This window comes from Ruegeria sp. CDSA221 (assembly GCF_059611825.1).
In genome coordinates this window covers 36,019-48,895 of record NZ_JBXWPK010000006.1, presented here as the reverse complement: position 1 = coordinate 48,895, position 12,877 = coordinate 36,019, and the positions used below count along the sequence as shown (strand labels likewise).

General features: G+C 56.7%; 14 protein-coding genes. 4 read left to right on the top strand and 10 right to left on the bottom strand.

The window, feature by feature from the left end:
- Window positions 1-19: 19 nt before the first annotated feature.
- Window positions 20-832 carry an adenosylcobinamide-GDP ribazoletransferase gene (gene cobS, locus AC2FJ5_RS11210; RefSeq protein WP_496793396.1) on the top strand — a complete coding sequence of 271 codons (813 nt, stop codon included), beginning with the start codon at window positions 20-22 and terminating at the stop codon, window positions 830-832.
- An 83-nt stretch (window positions 833-915) separates the two neighbouring features.
- On the opposite strand, the gene AC2FJ5_RS11205 is transcribed toward cobS, so the two are convergent.
- From AC2FJ5_RS11205 to AC2FJ5_RS11185, 5 genes are all read right to left on the bottom strand, one after another.
- A complete protein-coding gene (locus AC2FJ5_RS11205) occupies window positions 916-1,434 on the bottom strand; it encodes a CarD family transcriptional regulator (protein WP_142634416.1) in 519 nt (172 codons plus the stop codon).
- Window positions 1,435-1,716: 282 nt separating this feature from the next.
- Window positions 1,717-2,055, bottom strand: a complete 339-nt coding sequence (fdxA, locus tag AC2FJ5_RS11200; protein ID WP_085821728.1) for a ferredoxin FdxA — start codon at window positions 2,053-2,055, stop codon at window positions 1,717-1,719.
- A 66-nt stretch (window positions 2,056-2,121) separates the two neighbouring features.
- Complete coding sequence (locus AC2FJ5_RS11195; protein ID WP_496793395.1) at window positions 2,122-2,487, bottom strand: RNA-binding S4 domain-containing protein; 366 nt, start codon at window positions 2,485-2,487, stop codon at window positions 2,122-2,124.
- Between the two features lie 6 nt (window positions 2,488-2,493).
- On the bottom strand, window positions 2,494-5,313 hold the full coding sequence (locus AC2FJ5_RS11190) for a helicase-related protein (RefSeq protein ID WP_496793393.1): 2,820 nt from the start codon (window positions 5,311-5,313) through the stop codon (window positions 2,494-2,496).
- A 22-nt stretch (window positions 5,314-5,335) separates the two neighbouring features.
- A complete protein-coding gene (locus AC2FJ5_RS11185; RefSeq protein ID WP_142634422.1) occupies window positions 5,336-5,944 on the bottom strand; it encodes a tetratricopeptide repeat protein in 609 nt (202 codons plus the stop codon).
- Window positions 5,945-5,974: 30 nt separating this feature from the next.
- Between AC2FJ5_RS11185 and AC2FJ5_RS11180 the strand changes: the two genes are divergently transcribed.
- The 3 genes from AC2FJ5_RS11180 (at window position 5,975) to AC2FJ5_RS11170 (ending at window position 9,129) form a co-directional block, all read left to right on the top strand.
- Window positions 5,975-6,265, top strand: a complete 291-nt coding sequence (locus AC2FJ5_RS11180) for an SCP2 sterol-binding domain-containing protein (RefSeq protein ID WP_142634424.1) — start codon at window positions 5,975-5,977, stop codon at window positions 6,263-6,265.
- Window positions 6,265-7,206, top strand: a complete 942-nt coding sequence (locus AC2FJ5_RS11175) for an alpha/beta fold hydrolase (RefSeq protein WP_496793391.1) — start codon at window positions 6,265-6,267, stop codon at window positions 7,204-7,206. The genes AC2FJ5_RS11180 and AC2FJ5_RS11175 overlap by 1 nt, the downstream gene beginning before the upstream one ends.
- Before the next feature lie 102 nt (window positions 7,207-7,308).
- Window positions 7,309-9,129: a M3 family oligoendopeptidase gene (locus tag AC2FJ5_RS11170; protein ID WP_281994761.1), complete on the top strand. Its 1,821-nt coding sequence runs from the start codon at window positions 7,309-7,311 to the stop codon at window positions 9,127-9,129.
- A gap of 57 nt (window positions 9,130-9,186) precedes the next feature.
- On the opposite strand, the gene ybiA is transcribed toward AC2FJ5_RS11170, so the two are convergent.
- The 5 genes from ybiA to rpoH form a co-directional block, all read right to left on the bottom strand.
- Entirely contained in the window at window positions 9,187-9,642 is a 456-nt protein-coding gene (gene ybiA / locus AC2FJ5_RS11165; RefSeq protein ID WP_496788720.1) for a riboflavin biosynthesis intermediates N-glycosidase, read from the bottom strand.
- Window positions 9,643-9,798: 156 nt separating this feature from the next.
- Window positions 9,799-10,329, bottom strand: coding sequence for a dihydrofolate reductase family protein (locus AC2FJ5_RS11160; RefSeq protein WP_496793390.1), 531 nt, complete (start codon window positions 10,327-10,329; stop codon window positions 9,799-9,801).
- 198 nt (window positions 10,330-10,527) lie between these two features.
- Window positions 10,528-10,797, bottom strand: coding sequence for a DksA/TraR family C4-type zinc finger protein (locus AC2FJ5_RS11155; RefSeq protein WP_281972270.1), 270 nt, complete (start codon window positions 10,795-10,797; stop codon window positions 10,528-10,530).
- 59 nt (window positions 10,798-10,856) lie between these two features.
- Window positions 10,857-11,834: a Gfo/Idh/MocA family protein gene (locus tag AC2FJ5_RS11150; RefSeq protein WP_496793504.1), complete on the bottom strand. Its 978-nt coding sequence runs from the start codon at window positions 11,832-11,834 to the stop codon at window positions 10,857-10,859.
- A gap of 130 nt (window positions 11,835-11,964) precedes the next feature.
- The gene (rpoH, locus tag AC2FJ5_RS11145; RefSeq protein WP_142634432.1) at window positions 11,965-12,861 is read right to left on the bottom strand and encodes an RNA polymerase sigma factor RpoH; all 897 of its coding nucleotides are present in this window, start codon (window positions 12,859-12,861) and stop codon (window positions 11,965-11,967) included.
- Window positions 12,862-12,877 lie beyond the last annotated feature (16 nt).

Genomic DNA, 12,877 nt, shown 5'->3' with positions numbered 1-12,877 from the left:
TGCATCAGAGTGGTCCTGCGTGTTTAACCGAAGCGATCAAACCGACAAGACCCTGAAAGGCGCAGGAGTGCTAAAAAACGACACCAAGCTCATTTCTGCCTGGGATATTCCGCTGGCTTTGGTCCTGTTGACGCGTTTGCCGGTGCCGCGGCTGCCTGACAGAGTGTTCTCGCGTCAGGCCAGCGCCGTTTGGGCCTTTCCATTGGCGGGGCTTGTTGTCGGCCTGTTGGCCTGTGCCGCAGGATGGATGGCGACGGCTATGGGGCTGCCGTCGATAGCGTGTGCCATACTTATCGTTCTTGTCCTGACCATCACCACCGGCGCGATGCACGAGGATGGGCTTGCAGATACCGCCGACGGGCTGTGGGGCGGTTTCACGCCTGAACGGCGGCTAGAGATCATGAAGGACAGCCACATCGGCACCTATGGCGTCCTTGCCCTGATTTCTTCGCAACTGCTGCGCGTGTCGTTGATTACTGCGATCCTTTCGAATGCGGGTTTTGCCACCATATTGGCCGCATGCATCGTTTCGCGGGCTATGATGCCTGTTATTATGTCCGTCCTTCCAAATGCCCGCCAATCAGGCCTTAGCCATTCAGTGGGCGCACCCGGGTCGACCGCGGTGATACTCGGCGGGGCCATGGCGCTGCTGCTCACTCTGCCCATAATCGGGTTGCAGGTGGTTTTCCCGGCGCTGATTGCCACTTTGTCTGCGGTGGCAATGGCGATGCTAGCCAAGGCCAAGATCGAGGGTCAGACCGGTGACATACTGGGCGCTACTCAACAACTGGCCGAGATAGGGTTTCTTATGGCCGTAGCTACGCAGGTTTAGTGGCCCCGATTTCAATAGGTGACTGCAATATAAAAAGGCCACCTCCTTGCGGGGATGGCCTTAAAACTTTGATTTTAGCAGGTTCAGGCCGCCGCTGCCGCGCGCGAGGTCAGAACCTCATCCACCTGCCTGGCCGCAGACACTTCGCCTGCGCCGGATACTGCCGCGACTTCGCGGGTCAGACGCTCAAGCGCGGCTTCATAAAGCTGACGTTCGGAATAGCTCTGTTCGCGCTGATCATCGGTGCGGTGCAGATCGCGGACAACTTCGGCAATCGAGATCAGATCACCCGAGTTGATCTTTTGTTCATATTCCTGTGCCCGGCGGGACCACATGGCACGCTTGACCTTGGCCTTGCCCTTCAGCGTTTTCATCGCTTGGCTGATGACATCTGGCGAGCTGAGCGACCGCAGACCAGACTCGGTCGCTTTGTTGGTCGGCACGCGCAGGGTCATTTTGTCTTTCTCAAAGGAAATGACGAACAGCTCGAGCGAGTATCCGGCAACTTCCTGCTCTTCGATCGAAATGATCTGACCGACACCATGGGCCGGGTAAACAACATAGTCGTTGGGGCGAAACTCAAGCTTCTTCGACTTAGACATACAGGTTCTTCCTTGGTTACGAGAGCGCGGGACAGACAACAAAACGACCCACCCCGTGCCAGTACGGCCCGGTCAGGTTGCTGTGTTTTCAACTAATCAGAACTCCAAAGCGAGCATACTTACGGAGTCATCCCCATCTCAATCAACGTTCAATTTCCGAGTATATCACAAAATTGAGACACTCGAAAGGCTGCCCCTTTCCACATGAAAGAAAGGTGTTAAGAAACAGATAGATAAGGTGCCATCTCACTGCTGAACTGACAAGTTCAGAGCGCGAATCGCTTAGCCGCCTTCGCCGGGGGCCTCAGAGAAGTATTTCTCCATCTTACCCTCTTCGCCATCACGCTCTTCTGCATCAGGCAGCGGGTCTTTCTTCGTCACGATCACCGGCCACTGCTCAGAGAACTTACGATTAAACTCGACCCATTGATCCATGCCTGGCTCAGTATCCGGACGGATCGCATCAGCGGGACATTCAGGTTCACATACTCCGCAATCGATGCATTCATCGGGATGGATGACCAGTGTATTCTCACCTTCGTAGAAACAATCCACCGGACACACTTCGACACAGTCGGTGTATTTGCAGGCGATGCAGTTTTCAGTGACAACATAGGTCATGGTGGATTTCCCGTTTGCGGTTTGGGCGTCTAGCTAAATCAGTATGGCGTCAGCTTCAAGATATGTTCAGCTATCTTGATTGCGAGAAAGATCAAGTAGACGTCGATCCTTCTTGGTGGGACGACCTTTTCCCTCATACCCTGGATTTCGCGGCTGCGTGTCCTGCTTTTCGGTCAAATCGGTATATAGTGTCTGCGCCTCGGTTGCCGGTCCGCGCCGATCACCCAGTTTTTCGATACGCACAACGCGCACAATCCGCCCCTGAGGGAAGGTCAGAACATCACCGGGGGCCACAGGCTGCGCCGGTTTCAGGATCCGGTTTCCGTTGACGCGGACATGGCCGCCACTGACCTGTTTGGCGGACAGGCTTCGGGTCTTGAAGAACCGAGCCTGCCACAGCCATTTATCGATCCGAAGCCGGGCCTCGGTCATCAGGCGTTAATTGCCTTCCTTCAAACCCATAAGCGCGGCCGCGAACGGGTTATCGGGATCAATGGGCTTTTCTTTCCTGGGCGGACGAGACGAGAAGGTCTTGGCACCCTGCGGCTTGCCACCTTTCTTGCCCTGCGGCTTGCCCCGGCCATCCTGAGGCTTACCGCGCGGCTTACCTTTGCCCTGCCCCTGCCGCTGTTCACGGCGTGGGCCTTGGTTGGCCTGACGCTGACGGCCCCAGGTGAAGGTATAGAAGACCTCAACCTCGGGTTCATCTGTTGCTGCTGTCGGCGCGGTGGCCTCGGCTGCTGCCTCGGTGCTTTCGGTGGCCTCGGCTGACGCCTCGGTGGGTGCGGCGACCTCTTCGGGGGTTCCCTCTGGTGCGGGTACTTCCTCGGAGGCAGCTGCTTCCGTGGCCTCTGCGGCAGGTAGCTCTGCCGGTGTGGGCTTAACCTTTTCACGCTCGGCGCGTTCGGCCTTGTAGCCCAGCCCCTGCATCAGGTCGGCGAATTGTTCCAGCGTCATACCGGTGATCGACAGCATGTCAGGCTTGGCCTCGAACCCACCACGGCTGTCTTCAGCGCGCAGCATGTCGGCCAGACGTTCCAGCATGTCGATCCGGATCGAGCGTTCGCCCGCATCGCGATAACCACACATAGTGTCATAACCGTCAGGTGCGCCTTTGGCGATGGGCACAGTAACAAGACCCGGAGGCGGCGCGTCGGGAAATTCCTGCAGGCCATTTGCCAATGCCCACAGAACAAGACGCAGACGCGTTGGGGCCGGTTTCAGCAGTAGCGGCATGAAAATGGTGAACTGACCAAAGCGGATACCGTGTTTGCGCAGCGCGCCACGGGCGTCCTGATCCAGATCCTTGACGTCTTGCGCGACACCTGCGCGCGGCAATACGCCTAGCGCCTCAACCATGCGGAAGGCAAAGCCCCTGGCCAGCCCATTGAGTTCTTCATCGCGCGACAGGTTCAGCAACGGCTCGAACAGTGCGGCCACTTTGCGGTCGATGAAATGCTGCAGGCGACGCTGAACTTTCTGTTCAACATCGGGGCCCGCGGCCTCGTCCACAAAAACCTCGACCAGCGGCTTGAGAGGCTCTGCCCCGGCAACCAGCTTGCCAACGGCATATTCACCCCACATCAGGCCACCCTGATCGGTAAAATCAATTTCGGTATCGGGTGCATTATAGAAGCGATCGGCACGCAGATGGAATTGCGGCGCGAGGGCTTGCAAGGACGCCGATTTCAAGGCTTTCGCCTCGGCTCCTTGCGCGCTTTTGTCCGGACTGAACCGGAACCCTTCCAGACGACCGACGAATTCACCTTCGACGGTCACTTCACCCTTGTCATTTACTTCGGCCAAAAGGGCCTCCTTCTGTTTGAGCCGGCGCAACAAAACGGATGTGCGCCGGTCCACAAATCTCTGAGTCAAACGGTCATGCAGAGCGTCTGACAGCCTGTCTTCTACAATGCGCGTCTCATCACGCCAATGGGATTCGTCACGCACCCAACCATTTCGTTGCGCAACGTAAGTCCAGGTGCGAATATATGCCAACCTTTTTGACAGTGCATCTATATCGCCATCCGTTCGGTCGATCCGGCGGATTTGCCGCGCCATAAAGTCATCCGGGATCGAACCACCTTCATGCAGGTGGCCAAAAATCACTTCGATCTGGCTGGCATGTTCGGCATGGCTGATGCCGCGAAAATCGGGGATTCGGCAAACATCCCACAACAAACGAACGGATTGCGGATCACTGGCACGGGCCGCAATTTCGGCAACTTGCGACAAGGATTTAAGCACATTCAGATCATCTGCCGGACGGGCTTTGATCAGGTGTTCGCTATCCGGGCTAATCTCGAGCGTGTGGATCAGAGCGTCAATCGAACCAAACTGCAAGGCGGCATTCCGCCAATTCAGTTTTTTCATCGGCGCAAAGCGGCTGTCCATAATGGCCTGCGCGACACCGTCGTCCAGAGGCGGCGCCTCGCCGGTCACGCCGAAGGTTCCATCGGACATTCCGCGCCCTGCGCGGCCAGCAATTTGGGCAAGCTCATTCGGGGCCAGGGGCCGCATGCGCCGGCCATCGAATTTGGTCAGGGACGAGAAGGCAACATGGTTCACATCCAAGTTCAACCCCATCCCGATGGCATCGGTGGCAACTAAATAGTCGACCTCACCATTCTGATAGAGCTCAACCTGTGCATTCCGTGTACGCGGGCTAAGCGCCCCCATGACCACAGCTGCCCCACCCTTTTGACGGCGTAGCAGCTCGGCGATGGCATAGACGTTGTCGACCGAAAACCCGACGATGGCGCTGCGCGGTGGCATGCGGCTGATTTTCTTGGAGCCGGCATAGACCAGTTGCGACATCCGCTCTCGCCGGACGAATTGTGCTTCGGGCACAAGTGCCGCGATGGGACCGCGCATGGTATCGGATCCCAGAAACAGGGTTTCATTGGTGCCGCGCGCGCGCAGCAACCTGTCGGTGAAGACGTGGCCGCGTTCCGGGTCGGCGCAGAGTTGGATTTCGTCGATAGCCACAAAATCGGCACCCATGCCTTCGGGCATCGCCTCGACCGTACAGACCCAATATTTCGCACGCGGCGGTACGATACGTTCTTCCCCGGTGATCAGCGCCACCACCGACGGTCCGCGAATGGCGACGATTTTGTCGTATACCTCGCGCGCAAGCAGGCGCAGCGGCAGGCCGATCACCCCCGTGCGGTACCCCAGCATACGTTCGATTGCGTAATGGGTTTTGCCTGTATTGGTCGGGCCAAGTACGGCCACGATTCGGGATGACCCGCTCACCTTTGCCCCCTGCCCCCGGTTCTCAGAGGGCCGAGCCCTCGACCTGGGCTTTCAGTCGATTCACTGCATTGGTTACTTCTTCGTAATGGGGATGTATAGCCAAGGCATGGGAATAGGCCGCAAATGCCTTTTCGGGCTGACCCAGAATCTCAAATATCAATCCAAGCCCGTAGATGGCCTCATAGTTATTCGGGTTCAGCGTCAGGGCATGTTCCAGATCTGCGGCAGCCATCCCGAACCTTTCGATCCCAAAAAACGCAGAGGCCCGCGCGTGCCAGCCTTCGGCGAAATCAGGCGCGTGGTCTGTCAGGGCCGTCAAATGCTCGATCGCGGCATAGGTGTCACCATCATCCAGTGCTTCGCGCCCACGCTCCAGCAGCAGATCGGCGGAGGCCGAACCAGATTGCGACCAGAGCGCCCGTAACTGGCGGTCGATTCCAGTCGCCTGGTCCGGTGTGGCCTGCGCAAGGTTCTGCAACAACTCGGCCTCGTCGCGGGAATCCTCCTGCTGCGCAAGGCAAGTGGAGGAAAACATGACTAGGACAAAAAGTGCCGCAACGGTACCTTTGAGATTGTTGATTGCATTGCTCATAACAAGTGTCAGTGTAGCGTTGCGACCGAGGATGTCCATTCACGGCGTACTAACAAAATGAGGAAGATCATGAGCGATTCATTGGAAAAAGCCGCAGCAGTGCTGAATGAGAAACTGTCGGGCGGCGATTTCGACGCATCGGCTAAATTTGCCATCGCGGATTTGGGCGCGATCGTAGTTGATGCAAGCGGCGCGCGCATCAGCGATGAAGAAACGGACGTGACTTTGAACGCTGATGCGGACACGTTCGAGCAAATTCTCAATGGTGATCTGGACCCGACAAGCGCCTTCATGGCCGGAAAACTGAGCATTGACGGCGACATGGGCGCGGCAATGAAACTCGCCTCGGCCCTGGCCTGATGGAATACCCGTCGGCCCCTTTGTTCGAAGACGTGGCTGGCGGCCCCGCTGGCGGTGTTGCACATTGGTTGAACACCGCCGACGGTACCCGAATTCGCGTGGCGCATTGGCGCCCCGAAGGTAAAGCGAACGGGACTGTCATGCTGTTTCCCGGTCGCACTGAATACATCGAAAAATACGGTGATGCAGCGAGTGAATTCGTCAAGCGTGGCTTTGCCGTGCTGGTGATCGACTGGCGGGGTCAGGGATTGGCAGACCGGTTGCTTGACGATCCGCGGGTTGGCCATGTCAATAAATTCACTGACTATCAGCAAGACGTAGATGTGTCGCTAGAGCTGGCCACAAAGCTTGATCTGCCCAGGCCCTGGCATGTTATCGGCCACTCTATGGGTGGTGCCATTGGATTGCGGGCAGTTTTGGAAAACGATTGTTTTGCTACCTGTGTTTTTACCGGTCCGATGTGGGGGATTTTCTTTACGCCCCTTATGAAACCCATCAGCCGGTTGACCGCAAATTGGGCCCCACGACTGGGGTTTGGCGAAAAGACGCCCCCAACCACATCACTGGACAGCTATGTTCTGACACAGCCTTTCGAAGGCAATAGCCTGACACGCGATCCTGCCATGTACAAAATGATGCAGGATCATCTGGCCAAGTATCCCGAACTGTCCCTTGGTGCGCCGTCGACGATCTGGCTGCGCGAGGCATTAGATGAATGCGACTGGTTGATGGTGCAGACTGCCCCAGCCATTCCATGCCTGACATATCTTGGCTCCCACGAGCAGATTGTGGACCGCAAGGCCATCCGCGCACGCATGGCAAACTGGCCCAACAGCACGTTGATCGAAATTCCAGACGGTGAACACGAAGTCCTGATGGAACCACCAGAGGTGCGCGACCCTGCATTTGACCAAATCGCCGCGCATTTCAAAGCTGCATAGACGGATCACCCCCTGGAACCGGCGCTTTCCCTTTGACTGTCCGCTTGTGATCCTCGCCGGTCGCGCCTAGATGTTTGCCAAAGCAGATTTTCGAGGTGATCCATGCGCGACCTTCCTTTTCCAGTACGTGACGCAAACGCGGTCGGCGGGGCCGATAATCTTGGCAACCTGCCGGAATGGGATCTGACGGATCTTTATGCTTCGGAAGACGCGGCCGAGCTTGCGCGTGACCTGGACTGGTTGGAAACCGAATGCGCCGCCTTTGCCGCAGATTACGAAGGCAATTTGGCGGATCTTGATGCCCAGGGCTTGCTGACCTGCGTGTTGCGGAACGAAAAGATCAATTCGATCGCCGGGCGTATCATGTCCTTTGCCGGACTGCGCTATTATCAGCTGACGACCGACGCCGAGCGCGCCAAGTTCCTCTCGGACATGCAGGAAAAGATCACTGTCTTTACCACGCCGCTGGTGTTCTTCACGCTGGAAATCAATCGCCTCGACGACGACGCGCTAAAAGCGCATTTCGACGCCAACACCGATCTGGCCCGTTACGAGCCCGTATTCCGCCGCATCCGCGCAATGAAACCCTATCAGCTATCTGACGAGCTAGAAAAATTCCTGCACGATCTGGGTGTTGTTGGCGATGCCTGGGAACGCCTGTTCGACGAGACCATCGCGGGCTTGACCTTTGATGTTGACGGAGAAGAGTTGAACATCGAAGGCACACTCAACCTACTGACCGAGCAGGACCGCAGCAAACGCGAAGCGGCTTCTCGCGAATTGGCCCGCGTGTTTCAGGACAACGTCAAGACCTTCGCGCGCGTTCACAACACGCAGGCCAAGGAAAAGGAAATCGTCGACCGCTGGCGCAATATGCCGACTGCGCAGACTGGTCGCCATCTGTCGAATGACGTCGAACCCGAGGTCGTCGAGGCCCTGCGCGAGGCGGTCGTGGCCGCTTATCCCAAACTGAGCCACCGGTATTACGAGCTAAAGCGCAAATGGCTGGGTCTGGACGTGATGCAGGTCTGGGATCGCAACGCCCCCCTGCCGATGGAAGACACGCAGATTGTCGGCTGGGATGACGCCGAGAAAACCGTGATGGATGCCTATGAGGCCTTTGATCCGCGTATGGGTGAGATCGCCGCGCCGTTCTTCTCGAAGGGTTGGATTGATGCCGCGGTGAAACCGGGCAAGGCGCCGGGCGCCTTTGCGCATCCCACCGTAACTGACGTCCACCCCTATGTGATGCTGAACTATCTGGGTAAGCCGCGCGATGTGATGACCCTGGCGCATGAGCTGGGCCATGGCGTTCATCAGGTGTTGGCCGCCGATCAGGGCGAGATGCTGTCATCCACCCCGCTGACGCTGGCCGAAACCGCTTCGGTTTTTGGTGAAATGCTGACCTTCCGCAAAATGCTGGACAAGGCCGAAACCCCTGAGCAGCGCAAGATTCTGCTGGCTGGCAAGGTCGAGGACATGATCAACACGGTCGTGCGCCAAATCGCGTTCTATGACTTCGAATGCAAATTGCACGCCGCCCGCCGCGAGGGCGAGTTGACCCCGGACGACATCAACGCCCTGTGGATGAGCGTTCAGGCCGAAAGCCTCGGCCCCGCATTTGAATTCATGGAAGGGTATGAGACGTTCTGGGCCTATATCCCACATTTCGTGCACTCGCCCTTCTACGTCTACGCCTACGCCTTTGGTGATGGCCTCGTGAACGCGCTCTATTCCGTCTACGAAAGCGGCGCGGACGGGTTCGAGGACAAGTATTTCGACATGCTGCGCGCCGGTGGATCAAAACACCACAAAGAGCTGCTGGCCCCGTTCGGTCTGGATGCCAGCGATCCCAAGTTCTGGGACAAAGGCCTGTCGATGATCTCGGGCTTTATTGACGAGTTGGAGGCGATGGAGGGCTGAAGCCGCCTGAAGCGGAGACGGTGATGTCTGCTTTGCGGACTTTGCTGCCGTACGCACCTAGTCACTTTGTAGCTCCTCTCGCACCTGCATGAGGATTTCTCCTAGTCGATTGAGGCCCGCTCCGTCAGGTCCAATTCCCCAGTAGGCATCCATTGGAGCATTCTCCGCAATGCGTGCGTTTCCCGTAGATAGGAGCAGTTCGCGCGGAAGCTCGTGGGTCTGGAACTTGCGTCTAACTGCGTCCAGCATGATTTCCTCTTTAATATCTTCCCAATCGCTTCGCAGTTGGATTTTTCTTGTCATACCTAGCGCCTTAGCGTCTTTTGGCTTTCCGCAAATTCTGATGCGTTCGCGATAATCTTCATCGTGAAACTTCATTGCTTGGAAGTAATGCTCAACGGTCCGCCACCACCGGTCACCAAAAGCGACACCATATGGCGCAAAGTTCGAAAACTCGGAGTAGGCGTCTGTTTGCGCGTAGAAATAGACTGTGTTCTCTGGCTCTTGGGTCATATGTGTATGACTGTCACAACTGACACAGTTTACAAGTAGGTTTGGGCTCGAACCGGTCATCTGACGGTTTCAGTAGGTCACCGGGTCGGTTCAGACGGCATCAAGGTCCGGCTAGCGGACAAACGAACGAATAGTCCGAATGTCCGCTTCGGGACGTCAGACACCTACGAATTCTTCCAGAGTATACCCGTTTTCATATATTTCGGTTTTGGTCCGAGACAGGCTCAAGGCCGATGTATTGCTGCCAAACAATCCAACTCCGGTTCCCAAGATACACGGCGCTCGCTTGAGGATCAGCCTGTCGATCAATCCTTCGACGAGCATCCATCCTGCGAACTCTCCTCCGCCGCACAAATATACCGGGCCATCAGATTCTCGGGCTATCTGCCGAATATCGTCTGGATCTGGCCGCTTTAGAACCGATACCTCGGATTTCTCAGGCAACTGAAACGTGTTTGAGAACACAATCGTGTTCATGTGCGGATATGGGTTCTGTCCGGGTTCTAGTCCGTATTCATAGCCAAACTCATAGGTCTTCCGGCCCATGATTGCTGTCTTGTAGCCTTCAAGCCGATTGGCATAGTCGTCGACAACGGGCCCTTCATGGGCGAATTTCGAAATGTCTCCAGACAACCCAGAGATAAACCCGTCAAGCGATACGGCGACGTCATAGATAATGGGATGCATCTGCTGCTCCTGTACAATGATTTCCAATGAAGCCAGTTAGCTTCGTGCAGCGTGGAAATTACTTGATCACTGACAGGGCACTCCTCAGATTGAACGCGTCACTAGATGAGTTTCGTGGTCTGGTCAACGTTGCGTCAAATGGGCATTCGAGCAAAAAGCAGCATCCTCTACTTTGGGCTCAAAGCAAACATAATAAACTCACCTCAACTGACTGTCCTTCGACCCGCGCCGGTTGATACCGCCGCGCATTTTGTGCGCCCCGTCACGTTCTTGCTGGCACTCGAGGCACAGTTTCACGCCAGGCAGTGCTGTGCGGCGCTTTTCGGGGATTGGTTCTTCGCATTCGGCACAATGGGTCAGGCTTTCGCCTACGGGCCGTTTCTGGGCCTGCATTCGGGCCAGCTCATCCGAAATGGATGCCTCGATCTGTTCGCTTACTGCGCCGTCGCGCGCCCAGCCACCTGCCATCGGGATGCCTCCTGTAAAGGTGTTAGCCGATTTTGCAGCGGTTCAAGAAGCGTGGCAAGTCATGGCAGCGCCACTGCATTCTCCAGCACACGGTCAATCACTTCCTGCGTGCCGCGTGAAAACTCAAGCGGGCACGGATATTCGGCACCCTCACGGACCGACCGACAAAAAGCTTCGACCTGCAGCTTATAGTGATCGTCCGCAGGGAAACGTGTGACCTGTATTTCCAGGCCGGGGCGGTGCAATTCGACACGCGCCTCTCCGAACACACGCGGATTGAACGGCGCAGTCAGCCGGATCATGCCGCGGTCGCCATGAAACACCATCTCTTGATGCGGATGCATTCGGATCGAGACATAGCTGGAATAGGTGAAATTCGGGAATTGAGCGCGAATCTCGGTAAAAGCGTCGACCCCATCCTCCCACCGGATGGCGGATTCGACCTGAACAGGCTCCTGCCCGGTGACAAAGCGCGCGCTGCCAATCACATAGACGCCAATATCACGCAGCCCACCTCCGCCGGTCTCAGCCCGGTTGCGAATGTTTGCCGTATCCGCCCGGCTGTCAAAGCTGAACGCACCCGTCACATGGGCCAAATTCCCGATCGCCTTGTCGGCGATCAGCTTGCGTACAAACTTCCATTGAGGGTGTTGGACGATCATATAAGCCTCGGCCGCCAACAATCCGGTCTCATCCCGTTTGTTGATCAATGGGGCAAATTCGGACACCGTCATCGCCATCGGCTTTTCACACAGCACATGCTTACCGGCGTCCAGTGCCTTGAGGCTCCATTCGACATGCAAATGGTTGGGCAGCGGGATGTAAACGGCCTCAATCTGCGGGTCGTTCAGCAACGCATCATAGCTGTCATAGACCGTCAAATCCGGGCAAAAGGCCTGAAACGGTTCAGCTTTGGCCGGGTCGGATGTCGCAAGGCCTGCCAGACGCGCGCCCTCAGCTGCGTGGATTGCAGGGGCCATATATTGCCGCGCGAATTTCGCAGCTCCCAATACGCCCCAATTCACCGGATTCTGCATCATGGACACCCCCTATGGCTTTGATCCGGTCTGTTGTAATCGCCCTCAGTCCGAGTGTCATTAGCGCTAACACAAATAGAAAACCCGGCGCGACCAATGTCGCACCGGGCCCGTTCAAATAACGAAGAGGTCAGGCTGTGGCCAGCATCCCTTTTTCGCGGGCAAGCTCACGCATCTTCTTCTGAAGTTTCTCAAAAGCGCGGACTTCAATCTGGCGAATGCGTTCGCGACTGACATTATACTGCGTACTCAGCTCTTCCAGTGTGACGGCCTGATCCATCAGGCGGCGTTGGGTCAGAATGTCTTTTTCCCGGTCATTCAAAACTTCAAGAGCAGCCGCCAACAGCTCGCGGCGGGCGTCGAGCTCATCGCGGGCCTCATAATCGCCCGCCTGATCGGCATCCTCGTCCTCAAGCCAGTCCTGCCATTGCATGGTGCCTTCGCCCTCGGACCCGACGGTCGCATTCAGAGAGGCGTCGCCACCGGACATCCGGCGGTTCATGCTGATCACTTCTGCTTCGGTCACACCAAGGTCATTTGCGATCCGGGCCACGTTTTCCGGACGTAGGTCGCCCTCTTCAAGCGCACCGATGCGTGCCTTTGCTTTGCGCAAGTTGAAAAACAGCTTTTTCTGCGCCGAGGTTGTACCCAGTTTGACCAAAGACCATGACCGCAGAATGTATTCCTGAATCGAGGCGCGAATCCACCACATGGCATAGGTCGCCAGCCGGAATCCTTTTTCCGGGTCAAACCGTTTCACGGCCTGCATAAGACCGACATTGGCCTCGGAGATCACTTCGGCCTGTGGCAGCCCATAACCGCGATAACCCATAGCGATCTTGGCCGCCAACCGTAGGTGGGAGGTCACCATTTTATGTGCAGCTTCAGTATCTTGCTTCTCAACCCAGCTTTTGGCCAGCATGTATTCTTCTTCTGGCTCCAGCAGGGGAAACTTACGAATTTCCTGCATATAGCGGTTCAGCCCGCCTTCCGGCGTCGGCGCGGGGAGATTTGCGTAATTGGCCATGTTTCTTGTCCCTCCG